A 15571-nucleotide genomic window follows, 5' to 3' on the forward strand; every position below is an offset into this window, starting at 1 on the left:
CTAGGCTCGCCGGCATGGTGCCGTTCCGGCAGTATCTGCTGAAGATCCACAGTCGGTGCAACCTGGCCTGCGACTACTGCTACATGTACGAGGCGGCGGACCAGAGCTGGCGCGGGCGGCCGCGGCGGATGGAGCTGGCCACCGTCCGGCGGACCGCCCGGCGGATCGCCGAGCACGCGCAGCGGTACGGGCTGGACGAGGTCGGGGTGATCCTGCACGGCGGCGAGCCGCTGCTCGTCGGCGCCGACCATCTCGACGCGCTGCTCGGCGAGTTGGCCGGCGGGCTGGCCCGCGGCGCCGGGGCCCGGGTGCGGTTCAGCCTGCAGACCAACGGGCTGCGGCTGTCGGCGGAGCCCGCGCTGCTGGACGTCCTGCACCGGTACCGGGTCGCGGTGGGGGTGTCGCTGGACGGCACCGCCGCCGACCACGACCGGCACCGGCGCCTGCCGTCCGGCGCCGGCAGCTGGGCGCGGACGGCCGAGGCGATCCGGCTGCTGGGCTCGGCCGGGCACCGGGAGCTGTTCGCCGGACTGCTCTGCGTGGTGGACCTCGCCGCGGATCCGGTCGCCACCTACGAGGCGCTGCTGGAGTTCGCGCCGCCCCGGATCGACCTGCTGCTGCCGCACGGCACCTGGGAGGCGCAGCCGCCGGGTGTGCGGCGCTCACCGCCGCCGGCGCCCCCGACGGGTGCCGAGGCGGCCCCGTACGGGGAGTGGCTGATCGCCGCCTTCGACCGCTGGTACGGCGCGCCGCGGCGGGAGACGGGCATCCGGCTCTTCGAGGAGCTGGCCGTGCTGCTGCTCGGCGGCCGGGCCGCCAGCGAGTCCGTCGGGCTGGCGCCGGTCGACCTGGTGGTGGTGGAGACGGACGGGGCCATCGAGCAGGCCGACAGCCTCAAGGCCGCCTACGACGGGGCGCCGGGGACGGGCCTGGACGTCTGGCGGCACGGCTTCGCGCAGGCGGCCGCCCTCCCCGCCTTCCAGGCCCGCCAGCGCGGGCTGGCGGGCCTCGGCCCGGTCTGCGCCGGCTGCCCGCTGGCGGCGGTGTGCGGCGGCGGCCTCTACGCCCACCGGTACGGGGACGGGCGCTTCGACCGGCCTTCGGTGTACTGCGCGGACCTGGCCCGGCTGATCCGCCACATCGCGGGCCGGCTCCGGGCGGATGTGGCCGGTCTCGGCGCCGCCCCGGCGGCGGGGGCGGCAGGGTGAGCCGGACCGGTGCGGGCCGCTTCGGAACGGGCTGCTGATTCGGGGCGGGCTGCTGCTTCGGAACGGGCTGCTGATTCGGGACGGGCGAGGGACGGGAGAGCGGGCGATGGGTGTGGACACCGGTGCGGGCGAGGCGGTGGCGGCCGGGGTGCCGGGCGCCAGAGCCGCGGCCGGGCTGCCGCGGCACGGCGTGGACCGCGAGGTCTTCCGGGCGATCGCGGCGGCCCGCGGTGGAGCGGAGGCCGTACGGCTGCTGCGCGCCGGGCAGTTGAGCAAACGGGCGCTGCTGCTGCTGGCGCTGCGGCGGGCGCTGCCGCCCGGCGAGGACGCCTTCGCGGCGGCCTACACCGAGCTCAGAGCCCTGCGGTCGAGCGACCGGGGCGGCTGGGAGCGGGCCCTGCTGCGCCCGGAGTTGGACGCCTGGGCGGCCGACTGCCTGCGCGGTCTGGCGGCCGGTGCGGCCGTACCGCTCGCGGCACTGGGCGAGTTCGTCCGGGGCGGGCCCGCGGGGGAGCCGGTGGCGCTGGAGTGCGACGGGCTGCACTGGACGCCCGTGATCGACCATGAGGGACCGCGCCGAGCGGGCTACGGCCGACCGGTCGCCGGGCCGCTGACCTCGGCCGAACTCGCCGAGTGGCAGGCCATGCTGGCGCAGGCGTGGCGCATCCTGGTGCGCCGCCACCGCCGGCATGCGGAGGCGGTGGCGGCCTGCGTCGGCACCCTCGTGCCGCTGCACCCGGCTCCCGACGGGTCGGCGGTCAGCGCGGCGGCCCGGCGGGCGTACGGCGCGGTCGCGGCCTCGCTCCCGGCCGACCCGGTACTGCTGGCGCTGGCCCTGGTACACGAGTTCCTGCACGTCCAACTCGGCGCCCTGCTGGACCTCGTGCCGCTCCACCAGCCCAACGGAGCCGCCGTCTACCACGCCCCCTGGCGCCCGGACCTCCGCCCGGTCGGGGCCCTGCTGCAGGGCGCCTACGCGCACCTGGGCGTGGCGGACTTCTGGCGGGGCGAGCTGGCCGCCGGTACGCCGGACCGGGCCCGGGCCGAACGGGAGTTCGCCCGATGGCGGGTGCACACGGGCATCGCCGCCGCCACGTTGGCGAGCTGTGGGGAACTCACCGCCGCCGGTCTGGAGTTCACCGCGGAACTCGCGCGGACGGTACAGGGGTTCGAGTGAGCGGCGGTCGTCCACCGGTCGGGTGACGGACCGGCAGTTCACATGGTTCCCCGGATATAATTGGGATGGAGCGCGGCGCCGCGGTCACCGAAATAGTGGCTCATTTCCCGTCAGGAAAAAGAACGGGGAGCCCTGTTGGCGACTGGTCAGGTTGCCGCCTGACAGCCACAGGGCCCCCCTTGAGCACCGGTCTCTACCAGGAGGGGCACCCCAATGAACCAGGGTACAAGCGAGGACGACCAATCGGAGTCGCAGCCGGATTCGAGGCCGGATCCGGGCCCGGAGCCGTCGGGCGGCCCGCGCCGGCCGACGATGCTGCGCCGGATCAGCGAGGCGATGGTCCTCGCGGCTTGCGCCGGAGCCGCCGGCACGCTGGCAAGCCGACTCGTCACCGAGGCCTGGGGATACCTCGGCCAGCACTGAGTGAGGGGGTTTCCGGGCCGGATCCACCGGCCCGGAAGGCCTCTCGGCGCGTGGAACGGCGAGTGCGCGACCGCTGAACGGGTGAATTTTGGGCAACGAGGCGCCCAGTTCCTGGGCGGATGCCAACTTGCCCGGCGAAGCTGCCGCGCATGGGCATCGCACGAGCCCTGCTGGAGCTAGATTGGTCGACCGAGGCTACCCATCCTCGCCAGGGCCTAACCGCGCCAGAAGGAACGAATATGACACCGGTAACCAGCACCCGGCCAACCAGCGAACTGACGGACCCTCAGGACATGCTGGATCGCCCCTCGCTCGCCGACCTGGCCGCGCTGGGTGCGGAGGAGCTCGCCGCCCGGCTGCGCCGCGCCCTGCCCGGGGCGGACTCCGGTCTGGTCTCGGTCGCGGCCTTCAATTCCTCGATCTGACCGACCCGTTCTTTTACCGGCCCGGGTTTCCCCAGAGCGAATCCAATTGAATCAGATCCTGTGATGACGCGAATTCCGCAGCCATTAACGCAATTCGTGGTCAAGATGCACAGCCGTTGCGACCTGGCCTGCGATCACTGCTATGTCTACGAGCACGCGGACACCAGTTGGCGCGGGCGGCCCAAGGTCATCGGTGACCAGGTCCTGGACAAGGCCGCCGAACGCATCGGCGAGCACGCGGCCACGCACCGGCTGTCCGCCGTCCGGGTCGTCCTGCACGGGGGAGAACCCCTGCTCGCCGGCCCGGACCGGCTGCGCCGTGCGGTAGAGGCGTTCCGCTCGGCGCTCGCGCCCGACTGCGCCCTGGACGTTCGCATCCACACCAATGGGGTGCTGTTAAGCCGAGCGTTCTGTGAACTCTTCGGCGAACTGGGCGTGAAGGTCGGCGTCTCGCTGGACGGCGACCGCGCGGCCAACGACCGCCACCGCCGCTACGCCGACGGCCGCAGCAGCCACCCCCAGGTGCTGCGGGCCGTTGGCCTGCTGCGGCTGCCCGCGTACCGGCACCTGTTCGCCGGCCTGCTCTGCACGATCGACGTCGAGAACGACCCGGTCGCGGTCTACCGCGCGCTGGCCGAACTCCAGCCCCCGGCCGTCGACTTCCTGCTGCCGCACGCCACCTGGGACGAGCCGCCGAAACGTCCCGCCGACGCCGGGGAGGCTCCCTACGCGGACTGGCTGCTGGCGGTCTACGACCGGTGGGAGGCGGACGGGCGCCCGTTCGCCGTCCGCACGTTCGAATCGGTCCACCGCACGCTCCGCGGCCTGACCAGCCTCACCGAGTCGCTCGGCCTGGAGCCGTCCGACCTGGTGGTGCTGGAGACGGACGGCACCTTCGAACAGGCGGACAGCCTCAAGACCGCCTACGACGGCGCGCCCGCGACCGGCCTCGACGTCTTCACCCACAGCCTCGACCAGGTCGCCCGGCACCCCGGCATCGCCGTCCGGCAGGCGGGGCTCGACGGCCTGAGCGAGACCTGCCGCGGCTGTCCCGTCGTGCGGTCCTGCGGAGGCGGTCTGTACGCCCACCGCTACCGCGACGACGATGAGGGCGGCGGCTTCGACCATCCCTCCGTCTACTGCGGGGACCTCATGACGCTCATCAACGGCATCGCCGGCCGGGGAAACCCGCTGCCCGCCGTGCCCGCGCAGGGAACCGAACCGGTGGTGCCGGCGGCGCTCACCGGGCAGCAGCTCGACGAACTGGCCCGCGGCCACGGCGCCGCGGACACCGTCCTGGCCCTGGCCCGCTCCCAACTCGCCCTGACCAGGGCCATGCTGGCCGCCGCCTGGGGCGCCACGGGCCTGCGCCACTCGGCCGCGTGGGACCAGCTGTCCACCCTCGACCGCACCGCACCCGCGGCCCTGGACGCCGTCCTGGCCCATCCGTACGCGCGGGCCTGGGCGGCCCGGCGGCTCGCGGGGGACCTCGGCTCGGGCCTCGGGCCGCTGGCCGCGCTGGCCGCCGCGGCGGCCGTCCGGGCCGGGCAGGGGGACGCGCTGGCCGTGCCCGTCCGGGGCGGGGTGCTGGCACTGCCGACCCTGGGACGGCTGACGGGACTCCCGGACGGGGACGCGGTCGTCACGGGGGCGGCGGGCGGTTTCACGGTCCGCACCGCCTCCGGCGAGATGATCACCCGGGCCGACCCGCGCTGGCAGCCCGTCCACCGGGTCCGGCTGGCCGACGGCTGGACGGTCGCCCTGGAGGACACCGACCCGCAGCGCGACAGCCACGACCACCCGGTCGCGGAGCGGCTGTCCGAGGCCGAGCGCCTCAACTGGACGGGGGCGCTGCGCGAGGCCTGGGAGCTGCTCGGCCACCACCTGCCGAGCTACGCCGAGGGCGTCCGGGCGGGCCTGACCACGGTGACCCCGCTGCGGCCCGGACCGGCCGGGCGGGACCTCAGCGCGGCGGCCCGGCAGGCCTTCGGGGCGGTCGGCATCGCCAGGCCCGCCACCGCGCCGATCCTGGGACTGCTGCTGGCCCACGAGTTCCAACACGTCAAGCTGGGCGCGGTGCTGGACCTGATGGACCTCTACGACCCGGCGGACGACTCGCTGTACCTCGCCCCCTGGCGCCCGGACCCGCGGCCGCTCGAAGGGCTGCTCCAGGGCACCTACGCGCACCTGGCGGTCACCGAGTTCTGGGGCACCCGGACCCTGGCCTACGACGGCCTGCCGGGCGCGGCGGCCGACCATGCGCGCCTGCAGTTCGCCCTGTGGCGCCGCTACACGGCCGAGGCCGTCGAACGGCTCGCCGGGTCGGGCTCGCTGACCGCGCTCGGCTTGCGCTTCACCGACGGCATGCGCGGGACGATCTCCCCCTGGCTGGAGGTCCCGCTGCCGGCGGCCGCCGAACGGGCGGCCCGCGCGACGGCGGTGGTCCACGGCTGACCGCACCACCGTTGAACGCGCCACTGCTGACCGCGCCGCAGCACCGCAGCTGACCGCCCACCCGCCCCGGGCCCCCGCACCCGGGGCCCTCACCCTGGGGAACCGTCATCCTCACCGAACCCCGCGTCCTCGGAAAGACCGAACTGGCCGAGCACTTCACCGAACTCGGCGTGCGCCCCGGCGCGGTCGTCCACGTCCAGGCCTCCCTGCGGGCCCTGGGCCCCGTCCCCGGCGGCGCCGCGACCGTGGTGGACGCCCTGCTGCACGCCCTCGACGCCCCCGCCCGCGGCACCCTGGTCGCCTACACGGCCACCCCCGAGAACTCCGCCACCTCCCGGATCCACGCGGCCGCGACGGCCGGCCTCTCCCCGTCCCAAGTGGACGCCTACCGCTCGGGGATGCCGCCCTTCGACCCGGCCACCACGCCCTGCTCGGAGACCATGGGCGCGCTCTCCGAGCACATCCGCACCCGCGCGGGCGCCCGGCGCAGCTCGCACCCGCAGACCTCGTTCGGCGCGCTCGGCGCGCTCGCCCGGGAGATCACCCGAACCCACGAGCTCACCTCCCACCTGGGGCCGGACTCCCCGCTCGGCCGGCTCTACGACCTCGATGCGCAGGTGGTGATGATCGGCGTCCCGATGTCCCGCTTCACCGCCTTCCACCTGGCGGACCAGCGGATGCCCGACGTCCCGCTGCGCGAGTACCGCTGCGCGGGCCCGCAGGGCTGGATCTCCTTCAAGGCCCCCGACCTGGACGACCTCCACTTCGCCGAGCTGGGGAGCGAAGTGCTGCGGGAGGCCGTGGGCGTGACCGAGCGCCGCATCGGCGGCGCCCGCTGCCGCCTCGTGCCGGTCCGCGAGGCGGTCGACCTGGCCACCGACATCCTCCACCGCCGGCGCGGTACGGCGGTCTGACACCTCACCCGCCTCACTGCGCTGGTCCGGCGCGTGCGGTTCGCACCGTTTGAACCGATGGCGGGCCCGGCCGGCGAGGGCCCGGTCGGCGGTGTGCCCGGGAGCCATTGAGTCTCCCGTGCGGTTGGTGCAAGATCGACTTCGTCGCCCTGGGGAGGGGCCGACGGAGTCCTGGGGAGGGTTCGATGATCAGTCGTCGAAGCATGCTGCGCGCTCTCGCGGCGCTGCCGGCGGGTGCGGCGGGTATGGCGCTGGGGGCCGGGACGGCCCGCGCGGACTTCGCCACGATGGTGGACCCGCAGACGGACTGGGGCGTCTGGGAGGGCTGGGGCACGTCGCTCGGCTGGTGGGCCAAGCACGTGGGGCCCGACCCGGCCCTCGCCGACGCCCTGTTCGGGCGCGGTCAGACGCAGCTCCTCGGCCAGACCGTGCCGGGCCTCGGCCTGAACATCGTGCGGTACAACGTTGGTGCCTCCGGCACCAACAGCATCGAGGGCCGGACGATGGCGCCCGCGCCCGTGATCGACGACTACAAGCACATCGAGGGATACCAACTCGACTGGTACAGCGACGATCCGGGCTCGTCGAGCTGGAACTGGAACGCCGACGCCCGGCAGCGCGACATGATGTGGCTGGCCCGGGACCGCGGGGCGGACGTCTTCGAACTGTTCTCCAACTCGCCGATGTGGTGGATGCTGAAGAACAACGACCCGTTCGGCGCGGACGACGGGGACTGCAACCTCAACGACCGCGACTTCGGGCGGCACGCCGTGTACCTCGCCACGGTGGCGCGCTACGCGCACGACCACTGGGGGATCGACTTCTCCTCCGTCCAGCCGGTCAACGAACCCGGGGCGCGGTGGGGCCACTCCTCGTGGGGCCACCAGCAGGAGGGCTGCCACTTCTCCCCGGCCCAGCAGGCCGAGCTCATCGCGCACACCCGGACACAGTTGGACGTCCGCGGCCTCGGCTGGATGCAGGTGGCCGGGCTGGACGAGTACAACTACGACTCGGCGCTGTCCACCTGGAACGCCCTCGACGACGACACCCGGCAGCGGATCGACAAGGTCAACGTGCACGGCTACTCCCCAGGCCAGGCGCGCGAGCCGTTGTACGCGGCCACCGCGGCGGCCGGGAAGCGCATCTGGCAGTCGGAGTACACGGACTGGCGCGCCGACGGGGGCCTCCTCGCCGACAACATCCACCGCGAGCTGCGGCAGCTCCACGCGACCGCCTTCGTCTACTGGCAGATCCTCGACACGGGCGGCTACGGGGCGATCGGGTTCGACGGCTCGGAGGTCTCCGCGGTCAACACCAAGTTCTTCGTCCTGGCCCACTACACCCGGCACATCCGGCCCGGCATGCGGATCATCGACGCGGGGCATCCGGACGTGGTGGCGGCCTACGACGACGACGCGGGGAAGCTGGTCGTGGTCGTGGTGAACAGCGGGGACACCCAGTGGATCGACGTCCACCTCTCCCGGTTCGGCGTGATCCCCGCGGAGGGGACCATGGTCGACCGGTGGTGCACCGAGTTTGACGGGGGCAGGCGCTACGAGCACCGCCTGGACACGCGGATCAGCGGACGCCGCTTCTGGTCGCAGTTCCCGGCGCGCTCGGTGCAGACCTTCGAGGTCTCCGGAATCCACCGGTAGCCAGGAACGACACCGGTGGCTCCCGTGAGAGCACGGGAGCCGCCGGCGCGAGGGGTCAGCGCGCGAAGTGGTCGAACTCGCCGGCCTTCGCGCCGCGGATCCAGGCGTCGAGCTTCGCCTTGGTGGTCGTTACAACGTTCGAGGGGTCGTCCGACTCGCGGATATGGACGAGGTCACCGTCCGTGGCGATCTCGACGCAGTTGGCCCTCTCGCCGCTGAAGCTGGACTTCTGCCAGTTGAGCTGATTCACGGCTACCTTCCTTGAACCTTGTAGCGGATGTGCTGGATCAGGCCCCATGAGTCCCGAAAGGCCGGCGACGGTGAGGCGGCGGTCGCGTTCAGCGGGGGAAGTGCCAAGCTCCTGAGCTGGTCGAACTTCCGCCGGAACGAGGCTAGTGCTTCAGGATCCCCGACGACCCCATATCGCTACAGTCCTCGTACGCCATTCATCGGACGGATTGTCAGTAACGTCCAGGATCAAGGCAGTTGGTACCGGCTGCCCGGGCACCGAAGAGCACTCGTATGCGGCGCCTCCAACCCCGCCCCGAGCTTGCTCACGGCGACAGACCCTCCAGGTGTGCCCCCTCTACACCGCAGGGAGATTCCCCGTGTGTAACCTCAACACCCCTTCCCTCACCCTCGCCCGGCGGGCCCTGAGCGACGCCATGACGCGTGGCGGCTGGGACCAGGACGCCATCTTCGGCGCCGAACTCGCCCTCGCCGAGCTGATCGTCAACGCCTGGCGGCACGGCCGGACGGCCTCCCCGGTGGTCCTGGTCGTCCTCCTCGGCGGCACGCTGCGGGTCTCCGTCTCCGACGAGAGCTCCGAGCTCCCCGAACGGCGGACCCCCGCCGACCTCGCCGAGTCCGGGCGGGGCCTCCAGCTGGTGGAGGGCCTCACCCACCGCTGGGGTGCCGAGCCCCGCAAGCGAGGCAAGGACATCTGGTTCGAGCTGGACTGCGCCGCGTGAGCGCCCTCCAGCCGGTCGAGCCGGCCGACCCCGGGATCCGCCTGCTCACCGAGCGCCAGGTGGCCGAGATGATCGCGGATCTCCAGGCCGAGGGGCGGGAGTTCGGCATCCTGCTGCCCTCCGCCACCACCCACAGCGTCGTCGACGGCCGGGTGCTGGTCTCCTTCGGCAACGGCCCGACCAGCACCGTGATCAACCTCCTCGCCCTCCTGCGCGAGTTCAGGCGGGAGCGTGGTCGGCAGTGAGCAGCACCACGGGCAGCACCACGACCGTCCCCTATCTCGGTGTCGAACCGTCCTGCGACCTGCCGGTGCAGGTGCGGCTCGCGGTCGACGAGCCCGTGAACGCCGAGCCGGACGGGGAACTGCTGTTCCGGCTCACCCGGGCGCAGGGGGAGGAGTTGATGCACGGCCTCGCCTGGCGGCTCGGATGGCGATGCGGGAAGCCCCTCGCGTCCGGCGGTGCGGCGTGACGGGGCTGCTGATCCTGATCATCGTGGCGGCCGTTGTCGGCGGGACCGGTCAGGTGCTGACGAGGTCGGTGCGCGAGCGGGCCGACCCGCCCGGTCCGCCGGAGGGCGCCGGAGGAGGGTGACCTGCGGGCCTCGCCGACCGCGGCGAGGCCCGCCACCACGCCCATGGCCGAGGGGGCGTTCGACCACTGCCCTCGCGCCGCGCAATTCGAACGGGTGAGGAGTTGTGGGCCTCGCCGGCCGGAGTGAAGGCTGCTGCCGCGTGCGCCGGGGCGGCTACCGGTGCAGGCCGTGCGCCCCCGATCGTTACAGCCATGTCAACTCGCCCGGGTCGATGTGCTATTCCATTAGCCCCTCAGTCGTTCCTACACTGAAGCCCCGCGTGCGGGGACTGCGGGAATCAGGTTGCCGGCGGGCCAGGGGGAGGCGCGTGTGAACGACCATGGCTGGGACGAGGACGCAGCCCGGCCGTACTTCTTCCTCAGTTACGCCCACACCCCGAAGGCCGGTGCACGGGGGGCCGGTGACCCGAACCACTGGGTGCGGCAGCTGTACCGCGACCTGTGCGAGGCGGTGCTCCAGCTGACCACCGTGCCCGCGGGCGTCCAGGTGGGGTTCATGGACGAGTCCATGCACCAGGGCGAGTTGTGGGCCGACCGGCTCTCCGAGGAGCTGGCCACCTGCCGGGTGTTCGTGCCGCTGTACTCGCCGCGCTACTTCAACAGCGTTCCGTGCGGCCAGGAGTGGCACTCCTTCACCCGGCGGCCGGTCTACCCGGCGAACATCGACTCCGAGCGGACCAGCGGCATCGTCCCGGTCCTGTGGGCCCCGATGAGCCGCTACCGGCTGCCCGAGGTGGCGAGCGAACTCCAGTTCAACCACGCCAGTTTCGGCCCGGACTACGCCACCGAGGGCCTCTACGCGCTGATGAAGCTCACCTACTTCCGGTCCGCGTACGAGCTGGCGGTGCACCGGCTGGCGGCGCGGATCGTGCAGGTGGCGGAGGAGACGGTGATCCCGGTCGGGCGGCGGCTGGAGTTCAACGGGCTGCCGAGCGCGTTCAACGTGACCGCGCCGACCAAGCAGCTGCGGATCTCCGTGCTCTCCTACCACCAGGGCGAGGTGCCGGCGGACCGCAACCCGGACTACTACGGCGCCAAGCGCACCGACTGGCACCCCTACCGCCCGGCCGGCTCCCCGATCGCGCAGCACGCCGTCCGGCTGGCACGGCAGTTGGGGTTCCAGCCGACCGTGCACGAGTTCGAGGAGGAGGCCGACGCGATCATCGGGGGCGAGGCCGCCGCGCCCGGACTGCTCCTGCTGGACCGCTGGGCGCTGCGGGACGAGCAGCGCCGCGACCTGGTCCGGCGCTTCGACCGGTCGGACGCGACCTGGGTGAGCGTCCTGGAGCCGTGGAACCTGGACGACCCGGAGTGCGAGGAGCGGCACGGCGAGCTGGGCGGTCTGAGCGACCAGGCGCTGCGCATCACCCGCCGCGCGGGCCGGCCGAGCTTCATCGGCGCCATGGGCGGGTCGCCCGGACTGACCAGCCTGGAGGAGTTCGACGACGCTCTTCCCCGGGCCGCGATGAAGGCCAAGTACGCCTTCGAGGGCCGGACCAGGACCGAGCCGGAGGAGCCGGCGCCGCCCCGACCCAACCTGCGGGACGCCTTCCGGCGCGGGCACGACGGGCCCGCGCCGTTCGATGACGACCACCCAGAACGCCACGGAGGCGACCACCCGGACGACGGGGCGCCCGGGGGAGGAATCACATGAGCGAGAACAAGACCAGGAACCTCCGGGTCGGCGGCCTGAGCGCCGCCGAGTTCGTCGCCCAGCGGGAGGCGGAGCAGGACCGGAACGGCCGGATCATCACCTTCTACTCGTACAAGGGCGGTACCGGCCGCACCATGGCGCTGGCCAACACCGCCTGGATCCTGGCCGCCAACGGCTTCCGGGTGCTCACCGTGGACTGGGACCTGGAGGCGCCGGGCCTGGCCAAGTTCTTCCACCCGTTCCTCGACCCGGCGGTGCTGGCCGGCACCACCGGGATGATGGACCTGATCGCCGAGTACCGGGAGGAGGCGCTGCGGCCGGTCGAGCACGCCGAGGGCTGGCACCTCGACTTCGCCCGGGTGCACCCGCACGCGCTCTCGCTGGCCTGGCCGCTCTTCCCGGCCGGCGGCAGCCTGGACTTCCTCTCCGCCGGCCAGTTCAACCGGGACTACTCCGAGGCCGTCACCCACCTCGACTGGGACATCTTCTACGACCGGTTCGACGGCGGGCAGTTCTTCGACGCCCTGCGGGCCGACATGAGCAAGCGCTACGACTACGTCCTGATCGACTCCCGGACCGGCCTCTCCGACATCGCCGAGATCTGCACCGTGCAGATGCCCGACGACCTGGTGGTCTGCTTCACCCTGAGCGACCAGTCCATCGACGGTGCCTCCCGGATCGCGCAGCACATCCACGACCGCTACCGCGAGCGCGGCATCCGCATCCTGCCCGTCCCGATGCGCATCGACGAGGGCGAGAAGGAGAAGGCGGACGCCGGCCGGGCGCTCGCCAGGATCCGCTTCGACGGGCTGCCGGCCGGCCTGGCCGGCGAGGACCTCGCGCACTACTGGGGCTCGGTGGAGATCCCGTACCGGCCGTTCTACGCCTACGAGGAGATCCTGGCCACCTTCGGTGACCAGGGCGGCGCCCCGACCTCGATGCTGGCCGCCTGCGAGCGGCTGACCAGCATGATCACGGAGGGCCGGGCCAACTCGCTGCCGGCCGTCGACGAGGAGGTGCGGCTGCGCTACGTGGACGCCTTCACCCGCCGCCGCCCGTCCGTCCCGGCCGACCTCTACCTCTCCTACGTGCCCGAGGACCGGATGTGGGCGGACTGGATCGAGTCGGTCCTCACCCGGGCCGGATTCCGGGTCCTGCCACGGGACCTGAGCGCCGGCTCGGACCCCCGCCAGGAGACCGAGCGGGGCATCGACGCCGCCTACCGGACAGTCGCCGTGCTCTCGCCCGCCTACCAGCGCTCGCCGCAGGCCCGCGCGCTCTGGGAGTCCGTGGTCAGCTCCGACCCGTCCGGCACCCGCCGCCAGCTGGTGCCCGTCCGGGTCGGCGACGTCCGGCTCACCGCGCCGTTCAGCAACCGCAACCCGGTCGACCTGGTCGGCCGGGACGAGACGCAGTCGGTGCAGACCCTGCTGCGGGCGCTCGGCCGCGCGGACGTCCCGCTCGCCGAGACCACCGGCACCGGCCCGCGGTTCCCCGGCAGCAAGCCGCAGGTCTGGGACGTGCCGCCGCGCAACCCCTCCTTCACCGGCCGCGCCGCCGTCCTGGAGCAGCTGCGCAACCAGTTGCGCGGCGGGATGGCCGCCGTGCTGCCCACCCCGCAGACCCTGTACGGGCTCGGCGGCGTCGGCAAGACCCAGGTGGCACTGGAGTACGCGCACCGCTTCATGTCCGACTACGACCTGGTCTGGTGGATCGACGCCGAGCAGACCGAGCTGGTCGCCCCCTCGCTGGCCGAACTGGCCCGCCGGCTCGGCCTGCGGGTCGGCGACTCGGTCACCGAGGCCGCCGAGGCCGCCCGGGAGGCGCTGCGGCGCGGGGTCCCGACCGCGCGCTGGCTGCTGATCTTCGACAACGCCGACGAGCCCGCCGAGATCCGCCGCTTCTTCCCCGGCGGCTCCGGCCACATCCTGGTCACCTCCCGCAACCAGGCCTGGTCCGGGCACGCGGAGGCACTGGAGGTCGACGTCTTCACCCGCGGCGAGAGCGTCGAGCACCTGTGCCGGCGCGCCCGCGGCCTCTCCCGCCCCGACGCCGACCGGGTGGCCGAGGCGGTCGGCGACCTGCCGCTGGCCGTCGAGGTCGCCGCGGCCTGGCTGGACACCACCGGAACGCCCGTCGACACCTACGTCTCCCAGCTGCAGGCCGAGGCCGCCCGGGCGCTGGCCGTCGCCCGCCCGGCCGACTACCCGACGCCGGTGGGCGCCACCTGGAACGTCTCCATCGCCCGGCTTCGCACGCAGTCCCCGGCGGCCGTCCGACTGCTGCAGCTCTGCGCGTTCTTCGCGCCGGAGCCGATCTCGATGAACCTCTTCTACAGCGACCAGATGATCCGCGCCCTGGTGAAGTACGACGAGGACCTCAACGACAAGTTCATGCTGGGCAAGGTGATCCAGGCGATCGGCCGGTACGCGCTCGCCAAGGTCGACGCCGGCAGCAACAGCTTCCAGGTGCACCGGCTGGTCCAGGCGGTGATCCGCTCCGAGATGACCGAGGACGAGCAGGAGGTCGCCGTGCACGAGGTGCACCGCATCCTGACCGGCGCCCGGCCGGTGCTCGGCGACACCGACGACCCGGCCAACTGGCCCGCCTTCGACGAGATCTGGCCGCACCTCTCGCCCTCCAAGGCGCACAACTGCGACGAGGCCGACACCCGTCAGCTGCTCATCGACCGGGTCCGCTACCTGTGGAAGCGCGGCGAGTTGGAGCGCGCCCGCGACCTCGGCCACGCGCTGGACACCGAGTGGAGCCGCAAGCTCGGCATCGACGACCGGCAGACCCTGCTGCTGCGCTTCCAACTCGCCAACGTCCTGCGCTCGCAGGGCAACTACGCCGAGGCCCTGGCGCTGGACGAGTCCACCCTGGCCCGCCAGCGGGTGCTGCTCGGCGAGCACCACCCGTACACCCTGATGACGGCCGGCTCGCTGGGCGCCGACCGCCGGGCGCTCGGCCGGTTCCAGGAGGCGCTCGAACTGGACCGTGAAATTCTCGACCAGTTCCGGGAGTTGTTCGGCGAGGACCACCCGCGCACGCTCTCCATGGCGAACAACCTGGCGATCGACTTCCGGCTGGTCGGCGACAGCGAGGCCGCCCGCGACCTGGACCGCGAGACCCTGGACCGGCGCACCGCCGTCCTCGGCCCGCGCCACCCGTACACCCTGTCCACCAAGTCCAACCTCGCCCGCGACCTGCGCGAACTCGGCGACTACAAGGGCTCGGCGGACCTGCTCCAGGAGGTCACCGCCGACTTCGGCGACGTGCTGGAGCCGGACCTGCCGGAGAACCTGCGCAACGCCAAGTCGCTGGCCGTCTCGCTGCGCAAGGCCGGACAGCTGGCCGAGGCCCGCCGGATCACCAAGGAGACCTACGAGCGCTACCTGGAGCGGTACGGCGCCGACGCGCCCGACGCGCTGGCCTGCGCGCTCAACCTCGCCGCCGACTACAGCGCCTCCGGCGACAAGGAGGCGGCCCGCGACCTCGCCGTCACCGTGTACGACGGCCACCGGCGGCTGTTCGGCGACGAGCACCCGTTCACCCTGGCCTGCGCCAACAACCTGGGCATCTACCTGCGCGGCAGCGGGGACGTCCGGGAGGCGATCGACCGCGGGCTGGCGACGGTCGACTCGCTGATGAACACGGTCGGACCGGAGCACCCGTTCACCCTGAACGCGATGATCAACCTCGCCAACGCCTACGGCGACGACGGCCAGTTCGACCGGGCCGAGGAGCTGGAGCGCGCGGCCTACACGGGCCTGTGCGAGCGGTACACGCCCCGGCACCCGGACGCCGTGGCCTGCGAGGCCAACCTGGCCGTCACCCTGCGCTCGGCCGGCCGACACACCCAGGCCGCCGAGCTGCGGGCCAGGTCGGTCGCCGAGCTGATCCGCCAGTTCGGCGAGGAGCACCCCAACACCGTCTCGGCCCGGGGCTGGAAGCGGATCAACCGGGACCTGGAGCCGCAGCCGGTGTGAGCGGGGCGGGCAGGCCGAGCGGGGAGGACGGGCCGAGCGGGGAGGACGGGGAGAGCGGGCCGAGCGGGGCCCGGACGCGGCCCGGACGCGGCCTGGGGGCCCGGGGC

13 protein-coding genes are annotated in these 15571 nt (G+C 73.0%); 12 read left to right on the forward strand and 1 reads right to left on the reverse strand.

The annotated features are described in order from the left end of the window. Nucleotides 1-14: 14 nt before the first annotated feature. From ACIGZJ_RS18505 to ACIGZJ_RS18535, 7 genes are all read left to right on the forward strand, one after another. Nucleotides 15-1208 carry an FxsB family cyclophane-forming radical SAM/SPASM peptide maturase gene (locus ACIGZJ_RS18505; RefSeq protein WP_396458198.1) on the forward strand — a complete coding sequence of 398 codons (1194 nt, stop codon included), beginning with the start codon at nucleotides 15-17 and terminating at the stop codon, nucleotides 1206-1208. A gap of 106 nt (nucleotides 1209-1314) precedes the next feature. After that, a complete protein-coding gene (locus tag ACIGZJ_RS18510) occupies nucleotides 1315-2385 on the forward strand; it encodes an aKG-HExxH-type peptide beta-hydroxylase (protein WP_396458199.1) in 1071 nt (356 codons plus the stop codon). A gap of 213 nt (nucleotides 2386-2598) precedes the next feature. After that, the gene (locus tag ACIGZJ_RS18515) at nucleotides 2599-2808 is read left to right on the forward strand and encodes a hypothetical protein (RefSeq protein ID WP_396458200.1); all 210 of its coding nucleotides are present in this window, start codon (nucleotides 2599-2601) and stop codon (nucleotides 2806-2808) included. A 293-nt stretch (nucleotides 2809-3101) separates the two neighbouring features. Continuing rightward, nucleotides 3102-3233, forward strand: a complete 132-nt coding sequence (locus tag ACIGZJ_RS18520; RefSeq protein ID WP_392940790.1) for a hypothetical protein — start codon at nucleotides 3102-3104, stop codon at nucleotides 3231-3233. Nucleotides 3234-3296: 63 nt separating this feature from the next. Then, entirely contained in the window at nucleotides 3297-5687 is a 2391-nt protein-coding gene (locus ACIGZJ_RS18525; protein WP_396458201.1) for an FxsB family cyclophane-forming radical SAM/SPASM peptide maturase, read from the forward strand. Between the two features lie 170 nt (nucleotides 5688-5857). Further along, nucleotides 5858-6601, forward strand: a complete 744-nt coding sequence (locus tag ACIGZJ_RS18530) for an aminoglycoside N(3)-acetyltransferase (protein ID WP_396458202.1) — start codon at nucleotides 5858-5860, stop codon at nucleotides 6599-6601. 185 nt (nucleotides 6602-6786) lie between these two features. Beyond that, nucleotides 6787-8256: a glycoside hydrolase gene (locus ACIGZJ_RS18535; RefSeq protein ID WP_396458203.1), complete on the forward strand. Its 1470-nt coding sequence runs from the start codon at nucleotides 6787-6789 to the stop codon at nucleotides 8254-8256. A gap of 55 nt (nucleotides 8257-8311) precedes the next feature. Here ACIGZJ_RS18535 and ACIGZJ_RS18540 read toward each other — a convergent pair whose 3' ends face one another. Further along, nucleotides 8312-8506, reverse strand: coding sequence for a DUF397 domain-containing protein (locus tag ACIGZJ_RS18540; RefSeq protein ID WP_396458204.1), 195 nt, complete (start codon nucleotides 8504-8506; stop codon nucleotides 8312-8314). Between the two features lie 358 nt (nucleotides 8507-8864). Between ACIGZJ_RS18540 and ACIGZJ_RS18545 the strand changes: the two genes are divergently transcribed. The 5 genes from ACIGZJ_RS18545 (at nucleotide 8865) to fxsT (ending at nucleotide 15464) form a co-directional block, all read left to right on the forward strand. After that, complete coding sequence (locus ACIGZJ_RS18545; protein ID WP_396458205.1) at nucleotides 8865-9227, forward strand: ATP-binding protein; 363 nt, start codon at nucleotides 8865-8867, stop codon at nucleotides 9225-9227. After that, entirely contained in the window at nucleotides 9224-9472 is a 249-nt protein-coding gene (locus tag ACIGZJ_RS18550) for a hypothetical protein (RefSeq protein ID WP_392940801.1), read from the forward strand. The genes ACIGZJ_RS18545 and ACIGZJ_RS18550 overlap by 4 nt, the downstream gene beginning before the upstream one ends. Continuing rightward, nucleotides 9469-9699 (forward strand): hypothetical protein, encoded by a 231-nt coding sequence (locus ACIGZJ_RS18555; protein ID WP_396458206.1) that lies wholly within the window; start codon nucleotides 9469-9471, stop codon nucleotides 9697-9699. The genes ACIGZJ_RS18550 and ACIGZJ_RS18555 overlap by 4 nt, the downstream gene beginning before the upstream one ends. 432 nt (nucleotides 9700-10131) lie before the next feature. After that, the gene (locus ACIGZJ_RS18560) at nucleotides 10132-11475 is read left to right on the forward strand and encodes a TIR-like protein FxsC (RefSeq protein WP_396458207.1); all 1344 of its coding nucleotides are present in this window, start codon (nucleotides 10132-10134) and stop codon (nucleotides 11473-11475) included. Beyond that, complete coding sequence (gene fxsT, locus ACIGZJ_RS18565) at nucleotides 11472-15464, forward strand: FxSxx-COOH system tetratricopeptide repeat protein (protein ID WP_396458208.1); 3993 nt, start codon at nucleotides 11472-11474, stop codon at nucleotides 15462-15464. The genes ACIGZJ_RS18560 and fxsT overlap by 4 nt, the downstream gene beginning before the upstream one ends. Nucleotides 15465-15571 lie beyond the last annotated feature (107 nt).

The organism is Kitasatospora sp. NPDC052868 (genome assembly GCF_044547105.1).
Taxonomy (GTDB): Bacteria; Actinomycetota; Actinomycetes; order Streptomycetales; family Streptomycetaceae; genus Kitasatospora.

What these genes read in the sequence shown, in the direction of transcription:
- fxsT (WP_396458208.1), top strand. Translation starts at nt 11,472, where the DNA reads ATGAGCGAGAACAAGACCAGGAACCTCCGGGTCGGCGGCCTGAGCGCC.
- ACIGZJ_RS18515 (WP_396458200.1), top strand. Translation starts at nt 2,599, where the DNA reads ATGAACCAGGGTACAAGCGAGGACGACCAATCGGAGTCGCAGCCGGAT.
- ACIGZJ_RS18520 (WP_392940790.1), top strand. Translation starts at nt 3,102, where the DNA reads ATGCTGGATCGCCCCTCGCTCGCCGACCTGGCCGCGCTGGGTGCGGAG.
- ACIGZJ_RS18525 (WP_396458201.1), top strand. Translation starts at nt 3,297, where the DNA reads ATGACGCGAATTCCGCAGCCATTAACGCAATTCGTGGTCAAGATGCAC.
- ACIGZJ_RS18510 (WP_396458199.1), top strand. Translation starts at nt 1,315, where the DNA reads ATGGGTGTGGACACCGGTGCGGGCGAGGCGGTGGCGGCCGGGGTGCCG.
- ACIGZJ_RS18505 (WP_396458198.1), top strand. Translation starts at nt 15, where the DNA reads ATGGTGCCGTTCCGGCAGTATCTGCTGAAGATCCACAGTCGGTGCAAC.
- ACIGZJ_RS18535 (WP_396458203.1), top strand. Translation starts at nt 6,787, where the DNA reads ATGATCAGTCGTCGAAGCATGCTGCGCGCTCTCGCGGCGCTGCCGGCG.